The sequence below is a fragment of the Pseudomonas frederiksbergensis genome, from assembly GCF_001952935.1.
In the GTDB taxonomy this organism is placed as follows: Bacteria; Pseudomonadota; Gammaproteobacteria; order Pseudomonadales; family Pseudomonadaceae; genus Aquipseudomonas; species Aquipseudomonas frederiksbergensis.
The window spans coordinates 5,749,818-5,768,569 of sequence record NZ_CP018319.1 but is presented as its reverse complement, the minus strand read 5'-3'; the positions used below and the strand labels follow the sequence as shown (position 1 = coordinate 5,768,569).

Annotated in this window: 15 protein-coding genes and 1 pseudogene; 6 read left to right on the top strand and 10 right to left on the bottom strand. The window is 58.2% G+C overall.

Translation table 11 applies throughout. The features are described from left to right. Window positions 1-5: 5 nt before the first annotated feature. Window positions 6-1,247: an MdfA family multidrug efflux MFS transporter gene (locus PFAS1_RS26955; RefSeq protein WP_076031226.1), complete on the bottom strand. Its 1,242-nt coding sequence runs from the start codon at window positions 1,245-1,247 to the stop codon at window positions 6-8. A gap of 526 nt (window positions 1,248-1,773) precedes the next feature. On the opposite strand from PFAS1_RS26955, the gene PFAS1_RS26950 reads away from it, so the two are divergent. Further along, a complete protein-coding gene (locus tag PFAS1_RS26950; RefSeq protein WP_008024801.1) occupies window positions 1,774-1,962 on the top strand; it encodes a hypothetical protein in 189 nt (62 codons plus the stop codon). Window positions 1,963-1,981: 19 nt separating this feature from the next. Here the strand turns inward: PFAS1_RS26950 and PFAS1_RS26945 are convergent, their stop codons facing one another. From PFAS1_RS26945 to PFAS1_RS26935, 3 genes and pseudogenes are all read right to left on the bottom strand, one after another. Further along, window positions 1,982-2,353: a fe2+ zn2+ uptake regulation protein gene (locus PFAS1_RS26945; protein ID WP_076031225.1), complete on the bottom strand. Its 372-nt coding sequence runs from the start codon at window positions 2,351-2,353 to the stop codon at window positions 1,982-1,984. A 299-nt stretch (window positions 2,354-2,652) separates the two neighbouring features. Next, entirely contained in the window at window positions 2,653-3,654 is a 1,002-nt protein-coding gene (locus PFAS1_RS26940; protein ID WP_076031224.1) for a FecR family protein, read from the bottom strand. A gap of 98 nt (window positions 3,655-3,752) precedes the next feature. Continuing rightward, window positions 3,753-8,560, bottom strand: a pseudogene (locus PFAS1_RS26935) (dermonecrotic toxin domain-containing protein). 232 nt (window positions 8,561-8,792) lie between these two features. Between PFAS1_RS26935 and PFAS1_RS26930 the strand changes: the two are divergent. Further along, entirely contained in the window at window positions 8,793-9,833 is a 1,041-nt protein-coding gene (locus PFAS1_RS26930) for an Ldh family oxidoreductase (RefSeq protein WP_074876354.1), read from the top strand. A gap of 92 nt (window positions 9,834-9,925) precedes the next feature. On the opposite strand, the gene PFAS1_RS26925 is transcribed toward PFAS1_RS26930, so the two are convergent. Next, window positions 9,926-10,243 carry an ElaB/YgaM/YqjD family protein gene (locus tag PFAS1_RS26925; RefSeq protein WP_074876356.1) on the bottom strand — a complete coding sequence of 106 codons (318 nt, stop codon included), beginning with the start codon at window positions 10,241-10,243 and terminating at the stop codon, window positions 9,926-9,928. Between the two features lie 165 nt (window positions 10,244-10,408). Here PFAS1_RS26925 and PFAS1_RS26920 point away from each other — a divergent pair, with 165 nt between their 5' ends. After that, entirely contained in the window at window positions 10,409-10,660 is a 252-nt protein-coding gene (locus tag PFAS1_RS26920; RefSeq protein ID WP_008155229.1) for a hypothetical protein, read from the top strand. On the opposite strand, the gene PFAS1_RS26915 is transcribed toward PFAS1_RS26920, so the two are convergent. After that, entirely contained in the window at window positions 10,635-11,570 is a 936-nt protein-coding gene (locus tag PFAS1_RS26915) for a LysR family transcriptional regulator (protein ID WP_076031223.1), read from the bottom strand. The two genes, PFAS1_RS26920 and PFAS1_RS26915, sit on opposite strands and share 26 nt — an antisense overlap. An 85-nt stretch (window positions 11,571-11,655) precedes the next feature. On the opposite strand from PFAS1_RS26915, the gene PFAS1_RS26910 reads away from it, so the two are divergent. Then, window positions 11,656-12,579: a carbon-nitrogen hydrolase family protein gene (locus tag PFAS1_RS26910; protein ID WP_076031222.1), complete on the top strand. Its 924-nt coding sequence runs from the start codon at window positions 11,656-11,658 to the stop codon at window positions 12,577-12,579. A gap of 18 nt (window positions 12,580-12,597) precedes the next feature. On the opposite strand, the gene PFAS1_RS26905 is transcribed toward PFAS1_RS26910, so the two are convergent. The 4 genes from PFAS1_RS26905 to PFAS1_RS26890 form a co-directional block, all read right to left on the bottom strand. Next, entirely contained in the window at window positions 12,598-13,143 is a 546-nt protein-coding gene (locus tag PFAS1_RS26905; protein ID WP_076031221.1) for a GNAT family N-acetyltransferase, read from the bottom strand. Between the two features lie 27 nt (window positions 13,144-13,170). Beyond that, window positions 13,171-13,644, bottom strand: a complete 474-nt coding sequence (locus PFAS1_RS26900; protein WP_076031220.1) for an LEA/WHy family protein — start codon at window positions 13,642-13,644, stop codon at window positions 13,171-13,173. Between the two features lie 56 nt (window positions 13,645-13,700). Continuing rightward, window positions 13,701-15,173, bottom strand: coding sequence for a nucleobase:cation symporter-2 family protein (locus PFAS1_RS26895; RefSeq protein WP_076031219.1), 1,473 nt, complete (start codon window positions 15,171-15,173; stop codon window positions 13,701-13,703). Window positions 15,174-15,370: 197 nt separating this feature from the next. Next, the gene (locus PFAS1_RS26890) at window positions 15,371-16,264 is read right to left on the bottom strand and encodes a LysR family transcriptional regulator (RefSeq protein WP_076031218.1); all 894 of its coding nucleotides are present in this window, start codon (window positions 16,262-16,264) and stop codon (window positions 15,371-15,373) included. 102 nt (window positions 16,265-16,366) lie between these two features. Between PFAS1_RS26890 and PFAS1_RS26885 the strand changes: the two genes are divergently transcribed. Then, window positions 16,367-17,458: a polyamine ABC transporter substrate-binding protein gene (locus tag PFAS1_RS26885; protein ID WP_076031217.1), complete on the top strand. Its 1,092-nt coding sequence runs from the start codon at window positions 16,367-16,369 to the stop codon at window positions 17,456-17,458. Between the two features lie 21 nt (window positions 17,459-17,479). Next, the gene (gene speB / locus PFAS1_RS26880) at window positions 17,480-18,439 is read left to right on the top strand and encodes an agmatinase (RefSeq protein WP_076031216.1); all 960 of its coding nucleotides are present in this window, start codon (window positions 17,480-17,482) and stop codon (window positions 18,437-18,439) included. Window positions 18,440-18,752 lie beyond the last annotated feature (313 nt).

Here is an 18,752-nt window from a genome sequence, read left to right as displayed (position 1 = left end):
GGGTGTCAGACGGCAAGCGCAATGTGAGAGCGCCGCAGAAACAGGCGTAGGGGCGCCAGGCTCAGCAGCCCCGCGATACCCGCCATCAAAGCGAAGGATTCGTAGCTGTCACCGGCACCGACGGCCGCAATAAGCGAGCCGCCGCCGCCCATGACGGCGATCGAGATCATGCCGATCATGGCCGAGACCAGACCTTTGCTGTCATCGCTGGCGAACAGCGCAAGCCGGTACAACGCGGCATTGCTCATGCCCAGTCCCACGGCGTACAGCGCCAGGCAACTGATCAGCACGACGGTCGAACCGCCATGGATGCTGATGGCGACTAACGCGATGAGGCCGCCGCAAAACGGCCAAAGCGCGTATCGAATCAGTTGTGGCAGTTCAACGTTGGCAATCAGTCGGTTGAGGATCAGATTGCCGAGAATGACCGCTGCAAACACCGGGATTTGCCACAGGCCATAGTGCAGCGTTGATAACCCCTGGTTGTGGATCAGCAAGAGCGGCGCCAAGCCGATCCAGGCAATCAACGGCAGGCTCATCACGCCCAGCGCGACAGCGGCGCACAGGAATCGCGGGTTAGTCAGCAACGCGGCATAGCGGCGCAGGGTGCCGTGCCATTCGAAGCGTACTGCTTCCAGTCGCTGACCGTCGTGGCGCAGGGTGCCCACGGTTTCCGGCATGAACAGATAGAGCCCGAGCCAGACCATCACGCCGCCGATACCCAGCAGTAAAAACAGCTCCCGCCAGGACAACCATTCCAGCAGCAGACTGCCGAGCAACGGCCCCAGCAGCGGGGAGAGCAACGCAACGTTCCCCAACAGCGCCATGATCTTGACCGCGTCGGCTTCGCAGAAAACTTCTTGCAGGGCCGGGTAGCTGACCGCGATGACAAACCCCAACCCCATGCCCTGCATCAGTCGTAAGCCATTGAACGCGTAAATGCTTTGCACCTTGAACGCGGCGGCACAGGCCAGGGCGAATACCGCACAACCGATAAGCAACATCCGGCGGCGGCCGAAATGATCGGACAGCGGGCCAATAAGCCATTGCAGAAGAATGCCGCCGGCCAAATAAAGATTGAAGGCGTAAGGGACATGGTCGGGACTGGCATCCAATTGATGGGTAACGGTCAACATGCCCGGCATGATCATATCGCTGGCCATATAGGTCAGCAGTTCGAAAAAAGTGATTGCAAGGCAAAAGCCCAATAGATGTCGGGAGCTGATATTGATTAAAGGCTTGTGCATGTTGTCTCTGTTCTGGCGCGAAGTTTAATAACGGTTTTGTTGCGATGCGCCGAGACTAATCACTGAGCATGAATAGCTCCAATGAACTATTGAAACTCAAGGTTTCGATAGTTTTCGCTATGTTTCGATATTCCATTGATAGGAATAGGTAAATATGCCCGTACGAAAAATACTCGCGACAGGGCGGGCATTTATTTAGCAGTTATCGGATTGGGTATTTAGCTTACGAATGAAGGTTCAAATATCCACGTTATCGATGCTGGTAATACCCCGGCCCACCACGGTCGTAATGGTGATCGCCGTGGGGGAAAACGATGCAGCTGCTCAGGGCCAGGAGAGCGAGCAGGGGGAATCGGCAGTGCGATTCGACGGAACATTTCAAAATCCTCATGGGGCAATAAAGCCAAATCCAGTGATCGGCTGTAACATGAGACCCCGTTTTGTAGTGTCCTATCATCGGAGAAAGGTAGGGCTTGGCACGCGCTCTGATACAAATCGGATAATTTTTCAGGTTCAGGAACTCGCAATGACTCAGTCGCAACGTTTGAAATACTCGATTCTGATCTCGCTCGTGGTGTTGGGGATCATGTTCGGACTTTCGTATCTGCAAAACGCAGGTGTCATCAGCGAGAAGCTGTTTCAGTACATCGCCATCGGCGTGGCGGTGATCGTGGTGGTGATCAATGGCGTGATGCGCCGCAAGGTCAAACCCTGAACGACGCATCTTGTGCGGATCACTCGCGATGAAGAATGGCTGCAGCATGTGGATGCAGGCTGTAGCTTTTGTCCGGATTGAGGGTGATCACGCCTTCGCTGCACAAGCGTTTCAACACTTCCCGCACACTGAGAAAGGACAGGGGAATCCCCAGCTCCAGCAAGTGGCTGTGCACGCCGCGCACGCCGAGGCTACGGTCGCTTTCGGCGGCAGTCAGCAAGGCGTCGATGACTTTGAGGCGGATCAGGCTGGTTCGCAGGCCAAAGCTCTTGAGCAGCAACCTGATCCGCTCGTTGGCATTGCGCTCAATGCGTTGACCAAAAACACCGGAGCCCATGGCGGAGCCCTTTGGCGCACTGCTACCGTCCGTTGGCAGTTGCGAGTTGTACATGCAAAAACTCCTTTTTCGAGCCGGCCAGGAAATGTGATGGGTGCTCTCATTCAATAAGACGTACGAGCAGGGCAAATAATGAAGCCCCGAATGTAGAAATTTTGTCGCCATCACGTCATCACCCGGTGAGATGCCTGTGAAAAGCGCTTTCATGGCCTAAATTTTTTGTCAGCGGTACTCGCTATTTGCAGGTTCGTGACCTTCGATGACTAAGGGCCACCAGAAAGGTGGCCGCACAGTAACGCTGAAGATGCTTGAACGAGCAAATGAAGGCCGCACCCCGCAAAGGGGCGCGGCTTTCAGCTTTTTGGGACTTGTTGCGCAAGGGAGTTGAGGACCGGATTGCCATCCTTGTTGCGGGTCAGGTAGACCGGCAATACCTTGGGCAGGGAAGCCACCAGGTTGTCGAGCTCCTTGATGTTGTAGATGCCGCCGATGCGAATCGAGCCGGTACTGCTGTCGGCCACCATCACCGGTTTGCTCAAGTAGCGATTGATCAATGGCAATGCATCGGTCAACGCCAGATCATCGAGCACCAGTTTTCCGCTGCGCCAGGCCAGTGAGTTGTCATTGTCGTAGGTCTGACTGATCCGCGGAGTGAAGTCGCCGCGTCTATAGCTCGCCTGCATTGCTGGTTCGAGGTGCAAACCGTCACCCGCAACGGCGTCGTTACTGCTCACCAGCACCGAACCTTCTATCAGGTTCACGCGTACCTGATCTTCATACATCCAGACGTTGAATCTGGTTCCGGTGACCCGAATTCTGCCTTCGGTCGCTTTGACAATGAAGGGGTGTTCAGTGTCATGGCTGACGTTGAAGAAGGCTTCGCCTTTTTTCAGCGTGATCCGACGTTGATCCTTGTAGTTGCTGAACGTGAGCTCACTGCCCAGGTTCAGTTCCACCTGACTGCCATCGCTCAGGGTGACCTGGCGGACATTGTCGTTCGCTTCGAAATGTTGATAGGAATTGGGCAGCCAGCCCAGGTTCCAGCCGCTATAGGCCGCCAGCGGCAACGCCATGGCGCAAACCGCGGCGGCGATACCGAAGGTGCGCCAAGGCGTTGCAGGTTTGGCGCGGACCATCGGGACTACGGTGGCTGGACGGGGCAGGTCCCCCGCAACATCCCAGATCTCCAGCATCGCCTCGTACTCGAACGCGTGAAGCGGATGAGCGTCATGCCATTGCTCGAATGCCAGCCGCTCTTCAGCGGTGCAATCGTTGGCGTGCAGACGCATGCACCAATGCGCAGCGGCATCGGTGATTGCGTCATATTGGGCTTGCGAGAGTGAGTTATCGATCATTGACCCATCCTGATTTCCCGCATTCTAACCTTGAGGGGAAGTCGGCGAGAACAACCGTCATGGCAATTGCCCAGCAAATCGGTCGTTATTTTTCTGATTCACGGGGTGCTGGTATGCAGTTGGCGCCCCATCTGGCTGATGAGCCATGCAACGCTGTCGGCGTTGCCGAGTTGCACCTTGAGTCTGACCAATGGATCTCGCTTGAAAATCTTGCGGGCAGCGCTCAGGTTTTCTCCGCCGGTCAAGGTCAATATATGCGCCTTTACCCGATCAGTATTTTCATATGAAGTGCTGCCCGGATCCTCCCACACACACCAGTATCAGGATCCTCGGTCATGAACAGCTGGGTAAGGGGAGTCTTGATCGAGAGTGCAGTTTCCTGAAGCGTGGTCAACGCGTCCTTGAGGTCACTGGCAGTTGCGCTGGCCTGCCCAATCAGATGGGGGAATGGTCTGCTGGAGTCGAGGTAAGCGATGTCTTCGGTTTTGCAGACGATATGCGAAAGCTCATGAATAAGGGTGACTGCTTGAGCATGGGTGTTGATAGGGAAGGAAGGCTCGGAAAGATGTGTGCGGTAGAACTCGAAACCGGTATCGAAGAACTTTTCTGCCAGATAGATTTTCCGCTTCGCATCCGTTGGAACGATGAAGCCGAATGTTGTTGCCGCGCCATCGAGTACCCTGCCGATGGCAAAACGATTGGTTTTCGGCTTTCTGAGTGAGGGGTCCAACAAGGCCGCAAAAATGTCTCCAAAGACTTTTTCAAGCTGTTCCACATGCACGGGCTGCACTTGCGGTACGTCAATAAAATCCATGATGAGTCGATGCACGGGGGTAACCGTGTTGTCTGAAGACTTCAGCAATTGCAGATTTTGAAAGCAGTTCCAGGCATAGGTGGTTGCCAGGTCCAGCGCTTCGTCAATCTGACGGGCCTTTTGCGGAAACAGTCGACGGATTTCGCGCATTCCATTGGCCTCGATGTTCATGCCTTCCCAAACCGAAGAGGCAGTGCGCAACCGATCACTGATGCTGAAACGGGGCGCTGGCGTTTGTCTATCCAGAACCCATTGTTTCGACACGTTCTGACTCAGCCGGGGACCGCGATTGTTGGTGTCAGCGATGCGCCAGTGTGTGCCGCGCTGTGTGACCGGATACACCTTTCCTTCAACCGGTGCGTAGGTCTTATTTGTCGTCGGATGGGTATAGAGGCCCAGACTCGAATTTAATGTGAGCGAATTCAGGTCGACATCAAGGCTTTCATGGCGCTTCAACTGCGTACGTTCGGGGGCTGTAATGGCGACATCCTGCCATTTGAAGCGGGTATCGGACGTTCGTGGTGCCGGTGCAGTTGGCGTTGAAGATGGCTTCGCTTGCGATTCCAGCGATAGTCGCAATGTGGCGAGTTGTGCAATGCCGCTGATAAATTCCTTTATCGCCGCTCCCCATTTGTGCGTTTGAAGGTCTTCGGCGGACTGCTTGATGTCTCGGTAACTGCGCCACACCGTAATCGGATAGGCAAGCTTGCCCATCAGGAACGTAACTGCCCCTTGCAGATCTTCACCCAGCACATGCTTGATGGTTGCCCATTCAACCTGCTTGTTGTCATCGGCCTGACAACCGAGCAATCGTGCCAGTAAAGCGGCATTGTCGTTGAACAAGTGTCCGAACAGATTCCCCTTGATCGGGTTGGACGCCAGCGTCACCTTGGCAAGGCGGCTATTGGTGGTCTCCATCCTGTGTTCGAGCAGTATCCGATCAGGCTGCGGCAGGTTCATGAGTACCCAGTCGAGCAGATCGCCGCGTGTCTTCAGTTCGGTCAGCAGCTGTGTTTCATTTTTATACTCTTTCACCCCGTACCCGGGGCTATGAGGCGCGACAAGGACCTGTGGTGCGGTGCTGTCGGCCGATGAGCCAATCAGATAGACCCCTGGCACCTTGACCGGCTGTTGACGCTTGATGCCCAGGAGCTCGAGTGGACGAATGATCGCGTGGGCACCGTCGACTGCCGCGCGTGCGATAGCGTCCGGCATGTCCATGACTTGGCGTATCAGATCAAACCCCGTCTCGCTGAGGCGCTCCTGCAATTTTTCCGTGTGGGCGTAATGCATCAGCTGCCAGGGCAATTGCGTGTAAAAACGCTTCCTGCGGTCCTTGGCATTCGCCTGGGTGTCTGCAAAGGCTTCGTTCAGTGTCTTTTGTTGAAGTTCACCCAGCTTCAAGTTTCGTATCAGGTCTCTGATGTAGCTTTGGTCCATATCCTGGGGGATCGCGGTGTTATCAAGCGACACCAGTTTGAAATGGGTTTTGTCCAGATCCTTGAAATGGGGCAGGGCAAAATCGGTCAGGGTTTGGGTGCTGGCCGCAGACCTCGAGCGCTTGTCGATCTGTATCTGGACCTTATCCGGATCGATGTCGAACGTATCTGCCTTGAGTTGTTTTTCAAGTGCATCGTGCGCCGTGCGTGCCAGGGAGCTTATGCCTGTGAGGTAGTCCTGATCGTCGGTCACGTTGTTGAGGTATTGCTGAAGCAACTCCCCGTGCAGTATCTGGTCTTGAATGGACGCCTTGGCCAGCCATGCCGGTAGTTTTTGCTGAGTGATCAGGGATTGGGCGATGTCCGTCGCGCGATCTGATCCGGTCATCGGTTGGCGCAATGCCACCAGCTTCAGGAGATTGGCCAGGGGCGCCGCCGGAAGCTTCGTGGCCAGCGCACGGATGACGTACGCCTGGTCCAGCTGGACAAAGGGCTTTTGCACGTGATCGAGAAAATCCTCATCTATTCGCTGCAGCGGCGCCAGGGTGTAAGTCTGGCCAGCGACTCTCTCGCTGCGTCCAAGGTTCTCCAGAAGGGTGGTGCGATCATCGGTGTCCTTGAGGCGTCGATCCAGCTCGGTCAGCAATGGAGACAATGCCTTGAAAGCTTCGAATCCCGAGGCTGGCGTCCACAAAATCGCCCTGCCCGAATGCTTCGGGTCCAGGCCTCCACGTTCCGTCAGCACAAAACAACTGGCCAGTTTCAACGTGGCTGTGGCCCCGCTTGCCTTCAATGCCAAGGAAAATACGTCCGGCAAAAAACCGTTCAATGCTGCTCGCTGCAAGCGTACCGGGGTATCAAGCACGGTGTTGATGATCGCCTGTTCCGTGGCACTGAGGGTGCGCATGACGGCGTGCAGTTTCAATTCGCTGCGCAATGCCGTTGACAGGGTTTGAGTGAAACGCGATTGCAGGCTCCCAAGCGAGGAATTGAAGATACGCTGCACTTCGCCAATCGTTCGAGTTTTCGCGGGAATGACCGGCTGGTTTTCGAGCAGTAGCTCAAGCGGCTGCTTAACGGTGGAAAGAATGGCCAGATGCTCTTTGGCCGACTCGCCGCGAACGGCGGCTGGTTGCGCGCTCGGGCGCCGGTCTGCGTGTGTACTCCAGCGTCCTTCGGCATCGGCGGCCAGCAGTCGAGCGTCGATCAGTCCGCGGACATCCAGTGCCTTGTCGAACAAAGCTTGGGGATCCTGCGTACCTTCGCTTTCACGGTATTCGCTCAGCGCATAGGCCAGATTCGCGCGCTGCTTGCAAAGGATGTCGGTCATCAATTGTTCAAACACCGAGCCGATGATCGGTTCACCGACAATCACTTGTTCTTCCGGCTTCATCGAAAGAAACGTAGCGCGTTCGTCCAACGACATGAAGTTGAGCAGCGTGTCTTCATGTCCTTGGCTTTTCAACATCTGCGCGACGATTTTCCCTACAGCGGGGAGGTCACTCGTAGCCTCGATGCCTCTGGACGGGGTGTACAGAAAATCCAACGTGTCGCTGCTGCCGATCATCACGGTGGAGGCGAGTTCCACGTAATGCTTGAAGGGGGCGGTGACACGGACTTTTTCGGTACGAAGAGGATCGTCGATGTCAGGTTCAAGGCTGAGATTCATCAGTCGCAGGTATTGCTGCGTCGTTAGAACACGTTGTTGACGCTGTAGCAAAAGCTTCACGTGAAAGGTATCGCGCAAACCCTCGGCAAAAACCTTCCGACGTGACTGCCCATTGTTCATCGTTGTGTTCCAGAACGTCTTGAGCAGGTCTTGCAAGCGCGGGGTCAACGTTTGTGCGATCTCTTTGACTGCACTTTCCCAGGCCTGGTTATCGGCAGCGCTGCTCACACTGTGTCGGGGATTGGAAAAAACTCTGGTATCGCCAGTGGGCCACTGGTTGGTCAGGTAGTAATGCAGCAGCGTATCGCTCAGTGAATGCGAGGAAAGCAATTGCTGGTCATCTCTTTCGATGACAAAGCTCTTCATTCGGGTAAGGCGCTGGTCCAGTTCTGGGAGCGTTTCATGCAACGCGGTCTTGAGGGTTTCGTCCAGCATCGATTGCAGCGTTGGCAGCTTGAGCAACTCGCCCATCATCGTCCTGATGTTCTGAGCCTGATTGCGCTCGAAGGTGAGTTCCTGGTCCTGTAGCACCGCACCTTCGATGACTTGCGTGGTAATGCCCGGCGCAGTGGCGGCAGCCAAGGCACTGCGTTGTTCAAGGGAAAGAAAGCGCAGCAGCTCTCGCTTTCCAGTGGTTTGCGCCAGCCATTCCTGGAGTTTGCTTTTGAGGCCCTGCATGTCCGCGAATTTGACCAGGCCTTTCCACGGTGTATAGAGCGTGACTTCCCCATCATTGGGCCGGCTCATGGAAAAAGCGCCGGCCAGAGGGATGCCTGACGCGTCAGGTACGCTCAGAAGCAGCCGGTCGACGTGCATGGGCTCGCTATTGGCGATACGGGCCGCATGCGTTGCCAGATAAACAGCACTCAACCACTTCAAATCATCAAGCGTGAAGGACAGTGCTTTTTCGCGTTCACCAGGCTGTTCGGCTTTGGATGCAAGTTCTGCTTCGTCAAAAAAATACGGCAATGGGGGAGTCATCATGGTTTTTCCTCGATGCGCTACGACCGGCGGGTAATCGTCTGTCGTTGGATTGAGGAAAAAACAGTACGGCCAGTGGCTGGCTCGGGTGCGGTACATATTGCTTGAGCCGAACAGGCTGTCGAGACTTGACAGGACGCCGGTAGAGCAGCGCTTAATCGACAACTGTTTTGGGTTGCCTTGCAACCTCGCTGCACCCTGTTGCCCGTACTCAAAAATAAAACTGGAGCTTCAGATGACCGCAACGCCCGAAGTGGCCGTCAGTTCGAACACTCAAACGCTCGATTTCGACGCGCTCGTTGTTTTGCTCGAGCAGATTTTTCAACGCCATGGCACCTCCGCCGATGTCGCCAGGACACTGGCCCTCAACTGCGCCGGCGCCGAACGCGATGGCGCCCATAGCCATGGTGTGTTCCGCATTCCCGGTTACGTGTCGACGCTCCAGAGTGGCTGGGTCAATGGCCAGGCCGTGCCGGTGGTCGAGGACGTAGCTTCGGGCTTTGTCCGGGTCGACGCGTGCAATGGTTTCGCCCAGCCGGCCCTCGCCGCAGCTCGCGGGTTGTTGGTGGAAAAAGCCCGCAGTGCCGGGATTGCGGTGCTGGCTATTCGCAACTCCCACCATTTCGCCGCCTTGTGGCCGGATGTCGAGCCCTTCGCCTATGAAGGCCTGGTCGCACTGAGCGTGGTCAACAGCATGACTTGCGTGGTGCCGCACGGTGCCGATCGTCCGCTGTTCGGGACCAACCCGATCGCTTTCGCCGCCCCTCGGGCTGACGGCGATCCGATTGTCTTCGACCTGGCGACCAGCGCCATTGCCCATGGCGATGTGCAGATCGCCGCACGCAAGGGCGAGCGTTTGCCGCCAGGCATGGGGGTGGACGGCCTCGGCCAGCCGACCCAGGACCCGAAAGCGATTCTGGAGGGCGGCGCGTTGCTGCCATTTGGCGGCCATAAAGGTTCGGCGCTGTCGATGATGGTCGAGCTGTTGGCAGCGGCGTTGACCGGCGGCAATTTTTCCTTCGAGTTCGATTGGTCGAACCATCCGGGGGCCAAGACGCCGTGGACGGGCCAACTGTTGATCGTGATCGACCCGAGCAAGGCGGCCGGGCAGAGTTTTGCCGAGCGCAGTCAGGAACTGGTCCGGCAGATGCACGGTGTGGGGCTCAAGCGTTTGCCAGGGGATCGACGTCACCAACAACGTGCCAAGTCCAGCACCGAAGGCATCCCGCTCGACGCTCAGACGTTGGCGAATTTGCGGGAATTGGCCGGGCTCTGAGTCCGGCATACCTCGGTCTGCATAAAACCCGGGCATGAAAAAGGCGAGCTGCGTGCTCGCCTTTTTGCGGGTACTGATTAAAACGGGGGCGCTTAACGTCGACCCAGCAACAACCCGACTACCAGGCCGAAACCGGCAGAGATGGCCACGGTTTGCCACGGATGACCACCAATGTAGGTTTCAGTGGCTTCGACCGCAGGTTTGGTCCGGTCACGAACGCTGGTGACGGAGTCCCTAGCCTGCTGAAGTTTCTGGGCAATTTGCCCACGAAGTGTGTCCGCTTCCTCACCGACGAGCGAGGCGCTGCTTTTGAGCAGTTTCTCTGACTCTTCGATCAGAGCCTGAAGTTCGCTGAAGGCTTGATCCTTGATCTGTTCTTCGGCAACTTGTGCGGCGGTTTTCCGGGCCATTGAGGTACTCCTTGCAGTTAAATGGACAGTGAACAGTGGAGTGTGTCATCAGCGAAAAAGTTGCAGTGGATTTTCGCGTAGACCCAACCTTGACGAAAAATCCTGAGTCGGACATTTCTTCCTACAGTGTAAGATGTCGCCTATTTTACGCAGCAGGTAACTCCCATGAGCTTCAATCTGGCCGACAAACCCCTTGCCGAGCGCGCTGCGCTGGAAGATGAGAAATCCCGTCTGTTCGATCTCTGGCAAAGCAACCTGGGCAAGTCCAAGGGCGAAGCCGCGCGGTTGTTCGGTGAACGCGCCAAGCGCAAAGGCAAATGGGCCGAGTGGGTCCGTGCCGAACTGGATGGCATGTCGCCCCCGGAATTCGCCAATATGGTGCGCAGCGAAGTCAATCGCCTGATGGCTGCCAAGTAGCGCTCGCAAAACTCGCGACAATCGCTTCGCGCACTTTCAACACCACCGGATCGAGCAGCGTACTGGTGCGCCAGCCGAGTTCGATCGGGTATCGCGGCAACGCCAGAGGGCAGGGCAGCAGTGCCAGTCCGCTGAGCGCTGCAATGCTTTGCGCCGCATGGGCCGGAATGGTCGCCACGGCCTGACTGCCCTTGAGCAAGTGCGGCAACGCGGCAAAGTGTGTGGTCGAAGCGCATACCCGCCGAGTCAACCCCAGCGCCGCCAGTCCCTCATCGGTGATCCCGATAAAGCCGCCCGACGACACCAGAATGTGCTCGCGGGCGACGAACTCATCCAGGCTCAGGGTCTGCTGTCCCTCGGCCAGGCTGAGCGGGTCTACCAGGCACAGATAGCCGCCTTCTCCCAGCACCTGACGGCTGAGCAAGCGCTCGGCAAACCCACCGGCGGTGATCGCCAGATCGATGCTGCGTTCCATCAACGCCTGGGCGACGATCTGACTGTGGGTCTGACGAAAGATCAGCCGCAGCTTCGGCGCGACACGAGCGATTTCCTCGATCAGCCGCCGCCCATAAGCGATTTCGAAATCATCGGACATACCTACGGTCACCGAGCGCCCGTCATATTGGTGGGCGGCCGGATCGACCATCGCCAGGCTCTGCCGGCATTTGTTCAGGGCATCGCTGACCACCGGTTTCAATTGATTGGCCTTGAGTGTGGGCGCGAGTCCGCGGCCGGTGCGCACGAACAACTGATCGCCATACACCTCGCGCAATCTTCGCAATGCCGCGCTGACCGCCGATTGCGTCACGCCCAGGCGCAACGCGGCCCGGCTGGCGCTGGATTCCTCGTGAAGCGCTTCGAAAACTTTCAGCAGGTTGAGATCGACGGCGGCGATATTCATTTGGTTCATATCATTCAGCAGCGAACGGGGCTTTATTCATGATCCTGTGGCGCCGGAGAATGGGCAACCCCTCATTGCTTTCGGAGTTACTGCGATGCCCAAGTCAATCGTTGCTGCACTGCAAATCGGCGCCTTGCCCGGTGGCAAGGCCGAGACACTGGAACAGATCCTTTCCTGGGAAAACGCGATCATCGAATCCGGCGCGGCGCTGGTGGTGATGCCCGAAGCATTGCTTGGCGGTTACCCCAAAGGCGAGGGCTTCGGCACTCAGCTGGGTTATCGCCTGCCGGAAGGGCGTGAAGCCTTCGCCCGGTATTTTGCCAACGCAATTGACGTGCCCGGCGCGGAAACCGAAGCCTTGGCCGGGCTGTCAGCGCGCACCGGCGCCAATCTGGTGATCGGTGTCATCGAACGTGCCGGCAGCACCTTGTTCTGCACGGCGTTGTATTTCGATCCGCAGGCAGGCCTGGTTGCCAAGCACCGCAAGCTGATGCCCACCGGTACCGAACGGTTGATCTGGGGCAAAGGCGATGGTTCGACGTTGCCGGTAATCGACAGTCAGGTCGGGCGGATCGGCGTGGTGATTTGCTGGGAAAACATGATGCCGCTGCTGCGCACCGCGATGTACGCCAAGGGCGTGGAGGTCTGGTGCGCGCCAACGGTGGATGAGCGGGAAATGTGGCAGGTCAGCATGCGCCATATCGCCCATGAAGGACGCTGCTTTGTGGTCAGTGCCTGTCAGGTTCAGGATTCACCGCACGCCTTGGGCGTGGCGATCGCGAACTGGCCGGCGGACCGTCCGTTGATTGCCGGTGGCAGCGTGATCGTCGGGCCGATGGGCGACATTCTGGCGGGGCCGCTGCGTGACAGCACCGGTTTGCTCTGCGCAGAAATCGACACCGATGACCTGATCCGCGCCCGTTACGACTACGACGTGGTCGGGCACTACGCGCGCCCGGACGTGTTTGAGCTGACGGTGGATGAGCGCGCCAAACCCGGCGTTCGCTTCACTGCATAACCTCCCACAATGGGATCTTCAGTGCTGCCGCAACCATTCTTCACGGGTGATTTCCCAGAGATCTCTGGGGAATCGCCCGCTGACAAAATCGTCCTCATCACTGCGGATCAAGCGCATACCGGTGCGTTCCGAGAGTTTGCGCGAGCCGAGGTTGGGCGTCGCTTTCGGTACCCGCAGCACTGACCGGGCTAGGGTCTTGAACCAGTACTCGGTGACCGCCCCACTGGCTTCGGTCATCAAGCCCTGGCCTTGCCATTTTGGCCCGAGCCACAGGCCCCGGTTGTTGTCCTGCTCATCCATCAGGCTGATGTTGCCGATCAGTTGCTCCGGCGCCGACTTCAAACGTATCGACCAGTGCCACTCTTTGCCCGCGGCAATCGCCGGCAACGCGATGTCACGCAGATAGGTCAGTGCGCCGTCGGCAGGGTACGGCCAAGGCACCAAGGCGTTGAGATAACGCACCACTTCCCAGTGCGGGAACTGTTGCTGGATGGCTTCGGCGTCGGACAACTCCAGCGGACGCAGGATCAGGCGTTCGGTGTACAGCGTGGGTATGGCTTCCATGTTCTTTGTCGCTCCTTGAGTCTAGATTCACCAGGTGCCGGTCGTCGAAGTTGGCAGGCTGAGTTTGCCACTGTCCACGAAGCGCAAGGTGCCGAACAAGCCGCCCGCGAGTTTGCCGCGCAGGACGTAGGGCAGGTTGTCGAGGGTTTGGGTTTTGCCCAGGCCCAGGGTCTGGCGCAGCACGGAGAACGCCGAGACACTCACCGGCACGGTCAGCACGGTTTCGGAAAAACGTGCAATCGAGCCCGATTGATCACTGACGCCAGAAGCGAGCGGCTGGCCGTTGACTTCCAGGTCCAGGGCGACGCCGTTGTAATTGATGGTGGTCTCGTTGGGGTTTTGCACGCGTATTTTCACGGCAAAACGTACTTCCATGTCCTGGCTTTGCAACGGCTCGAAGCCGACCACGTTGATGTTCAGCGGGTCGCGATTGGGCAGCAGGGCGCAGGCGCTCAGGGAAAGCAAAAGCAGGCAAAGGATAACGGTGTGGACACTGCGCATGAACGTGCTCTCTTAAAGAAAAGGCCGAACCGCCAGTGGCTCGGCCAAGAGCATTTCTAGCGGTTCAAGGGTGCGACAGCGGCAGGCGAGACGGGTTCACCCTTGGCCGGGACATCCGGGTTTTCCATGACTCGCAGGATCGAGGCTTCCGGATCGAAATCGTCTTCTTCCAGCTCGATGAACTCTTCAGGCAGGAAGATGTTGAGCACGATAGCGCACAACGCGCCGACGGTGATCGGCGATTCGAAGATGTTGTGCAGCGCCTTCGGCAACTCGCGCAGCACTTCCGGAACCGCCGCCACGCCCAGGCCCATGCCGAGGGATATCGACACGATCAGCATGTTGCGTCGGTGCAGGCCGGCTTCGGCGAGAATCTTGATTCCGGCGACGGCAACGGTGCCGAACATCACCAGTTCAGCGCCACCGAGTACTGGTTTGGGCATCAGTTGCAGCACCGCGCCGATCATCGGGAACAACCCCAGCAGCACCAACAAACCGGCTATGAAGAACGCCACGTAGCGGCTGGCCACGCCGGTGAGCTGAATCACGCCGTTGTTCTGGGCGAAGGTCACCATCGGCATGCTGTTGAACACGGCGGCCATGGCCGAGTTGAGGCCGTCGGCGAGCAGGCCGGACTTGATCCGGCGGATGTAGATCGGACCTTTAACGGGCTGGCGGGAAATCATCGAGTTGGCGGTCAAGTCACCGGCGGCTTCCAGTGGCGATACGAGGAAAATCACCGCCACTGGCACAAACGCCACCCAATCGAAGTTAAAGCCGTACTTGAACGGCACCGGCACGCTCATCAGGGGGACTTCGGGCAGGCTGGCGAAATTGACGTCACCCATCAGCCAGGCCACGAGATAGCCGAGGGTCAGGCCGATGACGATCGCACCGAGGCGCAGGAACGACACATCGACCCGGTTCAACAGCACAATCGTTCCGAGCACCAGGGCCGCCAGGGCCAGATGACTGGCCGCGCCGAGGTCCGCCGCACCGAAGCCGCCGGCGATGTCGGTCATGGCGACTTTGATCAGCGACAGGCCCATCAGCGTGATGATCGTGCCGGTCACCACCGGGGTGATCAGCATCCGCAATTTGCCGATGAACTGGCTCAACACTACTTCGATGAAGGCGGCGAAAAAGCACACACCGAAGATGGTCGACAGGATTTCGTCGGTGCCGCCGCCCCGGGCCTTGACCATGAAGCCGGCACTGAGAATCACGCTGATGAATGAGAAGCTGGTGCCTTGCAGGCACAGCAGGCCGGAACCGATCGGGCCGAAACGTCGCGCTTGAACAAACGTGCCGAGCCCCGAGACGAACAGCGCCATGCTGATCAGATACGGCACCTCGCTTTGCAGGCCGAGAGCGCCGCCCATGATCAGGGTCGGGGTGATGATGCCGACGAAACTGGCGAGCACGTGTTGCAGGGCGGCGAAGACAGTGGCGGTCAGGTGCGGGCGATCGTCGAGGCCGTAAATCAGGTCGTTATTGCGCGAGGCAGGGGCTTTTTCGGAGGCGGTCATGGTGAGGTGCGTGCCAGAAGGCGGGCCGGGTCAAAAATGGAGGCGCAGGATGCCAGCAGCGGGCATCAAGGGCAACGCACAACGCACTGATCGTTCCCACCACTCTGCGTGGGAATGCCTCACCGGACGCTCTGCGTCCGCTCTTGGGACGCGGAGCGTCCCTGGCTGCATTCCCACGCAGAGCGTGGGAACGATCATCAGGCGAACGCGGCCAGTAGATCTTCTTCAAATGCCTTTTGCGCATCCCCCGGCACCTGGGCGCGATGGCGGGCCAGATGGAATGCCACGTCGAAACTCATATCGCCACGGCGTACGGCCCGCAAAAATCCGTTGTCTTCCCAGCTGCGGGCAAAGTGTTCGGGTAAATAACCGACATGCTTGCCAGAGAGAATGAAGGCGAGGGTGCCCTCGACTTGCTCCGAGCGTGCCGAACACATCTTCCCCTGGAAGGGGTCGTCGCTGCGCAGGAAGCGGTAAGGGTGATCGACCCGATCGCACGCCTGTAGCGCTTGATCGTCAGGCGCCTCATTGGTGAACAACGGATGGCCGGCGGCGCAATACAAGTGCTGGGTTTCGGTAAACAGTTCGCGGTAGTCAAAAGCGCTTTGCACTTGTGAGAAATAGCCGATCGCCAGGTCCAGTCGTTGTTGCAGCAGCAAGCGTTCCATCTCGCCGGGCATGGCGCTGATCAATTCGATACGTACCGATTCGTCCCGTTCGCGAAAACGCCGGATCGCATCGGCCACCCGTTGCAGCACGGATTGATCGAGCGCTTCGGACAGCCCCAGCCGAACCTCGCCGATCAAGCGCCCGGCCACTCCATTGGATTGATGACGGAAGGCTTCGATGGACTCGAACAGGCTGCGAGTTGCATTCAGCAGTTGTTCGCCCTTGGGTGTGATCTTGAAACCACCCTTGCCACGACTGCACAGGCGATAGCCGAGTCGGGTTTCCAGTTTGGCCATTTGCTGGCTGATGCTCGACTGGCTTAAGCCCAACTCCCCCTGAGCCGCGCTGAAACCGCCGCACTCCACCACGTTGACGAACAGGCGCAGCAGTTGCAGATCGAGATCGTGGAGTTGGCTGAGCATTAAACATTACCTCTGGATAAAGTCAGGATAACTAACTTGGTATTTTTCCAATGTATCCGACGACGCATTCTGCATCCACTTCATCTGGTCAGGTGTTCCGTCATGGCTCCCATGTTCAAGCTGTGTTTACCCGCGCTGTTGCTCGCCGTGGCTGTATCAGCTCAGGCCGAGGAAAAAGTCGTCAATCTCTACAGTTGGGCCGATTACGTAGCGCCTGAAACCTTGCGGCGGTTCGAGCAGGAAACCGGCATCCACGTGCGCTACGACACCTTCGATTCCTCGGAGGTGCTCGAAACCAGATTGCTCACCGGGGGCAGCGGTTATGACGTGGTCGTGCCGTCTTCCAGCGTGCTGGCCCGCGGATTGGCCGCCGGTGCCTTGAAAGAGATTCCCCACGAAGGCCTCAAGGGTTACGCCAACCTCGATCCGGATTTGTTGGAAAAACTCGCCGCCGTCGACCCCGGCAATCGCTATGGCGTGCCCTACACCTGGGGCACCTTGGGTCTTGGGATGAATGTCGAAGCGGTGAAACAGCGCTTGCCGAATGTGCCGCTCAATAGCCTCGATTTGCTGTTCAAGCCTGAGTACGCCAGCAAATTGAAGGACTGCGGCATCGCCATTCTCGATTCGCCCCAGGAAGTCGTCGGCCTGGCGTTGCATTACCTGGGTAAAGATCCCTACAGCACTGACAGGGCTGATCTGACAGCCGCCGAGGCGTTATTGCGTCAGCTGCAACCCAATGTGCTGTACGTCGCGACCGGTCGACAGATCAGCGATCTGGCCAATGGTGATGTTTGCCTGGCGCTGACCTACAACGGTGACGCCAGCATGGCCGCCGACCAGGCGAGCAAGTCCAACAAACCATTCGAAGTGGCGTACCGGATTCCGAAAGAGGGCACGCTGGTCTGGCAGGACAACCTGGCGATCCCCAAGGACGCGCCGCACCCCGAAGCGGCCCGCGCCTTTATCGAGTTCATGTTGCGCCCGGACTCCGTCGCGGCGCTGACCAACACACTGTTCTTTGCCACCGCCAACCAGGCCGCAACATCGCTGGTGGATGAGGCGGTGCGCACCGACCCGGACATTTACCCACCCGCCGACGTTCGCGCTCTGCTGTACGCCGACCGCAGCATGAGCCTTAAGGACCTGCGGCAGCGCACTCGCTTGTGGACCACTTTCCGTAGCCGCCAATAAGCCAACAACAAGGAGCACCTGATGGACGTCCCGATGCAAAACGATCAGGCCATGACCCGCGACAGCCTCTATGGCACTGCCGCCGAAAGTACCTACGCCGGTATCACCAGTTTCATGCGTCGTCGCTACAGTCGCGACTTGCGCGGCGTCGACGTAGCGGTCAGCGGTGTCCCGTTCGACACCGCCACCAGCAACCGCCCCGGTGCGCGTTTCGGACCACGGGGCATTCGTGCCGCGTCCGCCGGGATTGCCTGGGAGCGCCATTGGCCGTGGGCCTTCGACCCGTTCGACCATCTGGCGGTGATCGACTACGGCGATTGCGACTTCGATTACGGCACACCGCAGTCGGTTCCGGACCGCATCGAAGCCCATGCCGAACACATTCTCAACGCCGGTAGCGCGATGCTGACGTTCGGCGGGGATCACTTCATCACGTATCCGCTGCTCAAGGCTCATGCGCGCAGACATGGTCCGCTGTCGTTGATCCACTTCGACGCCCACAGCGACACCTGGCCGGACGAAGACGGCAAGCGCGTCGATCACGGCACGATGTTCTGGCACGCAGCCAAGGAAGGGTTGGTGGATCCGTCGCGTTCGGTGCAGATCGGTTTGCGCACCACCAATGACGATCACCAGGGCTTTCAAGTGCTGGATGCGCGGCAAGTGCATCGAGGTGGCGTTGATGCGATTGTCGAGGCCATTCGGGCACGGGTCGGTGATCATCCGGTGTACCTGACGTTCGACATTGATTGCCTTGATCCGGCTTTCGCTCCAGGCACCGGAACGCCGGTGTGCGGCGGCCTGAGCACGGTGCAGGCGCTGGAAATCCTCGGCGGCTTGCGCGGGATTAATCTGGTGGGGATGGACGTTGTGGAAGTGGCGCCGGCCTACGACAGTGCGGACATTACCTCACTGGCGGCTGCGACGTTGGCGATGGAAATGCTGTGCCTCTATGCCGCGAAGCATAAGGTCGACCGGTAAAACGCGGTCAAAACTGTGGGAGCGGCGGTGCGGCGATCCGACTTGCTCGCGAAGGGGGCGTGTCAGCCAATATTTATATCAATTGACATACCGCTTTCGCGAGCAAGCCCGCTCCCACATTCGATCGGTGTCAGGCAACCGGGATTTTTTGGTAGATCCAATGTCTCAGCCCCAATAAATTGCGTCATCGACCCGGCAATGGATTCATGGGGCACGCCCATCCAAGGGTGTACTGGGTAGCATTGCTACTGCCACTTTCTGACAGGTGCCTCTGCTAAGCTCCGACAACTTTTACGGACAGAGCCTGCCGATC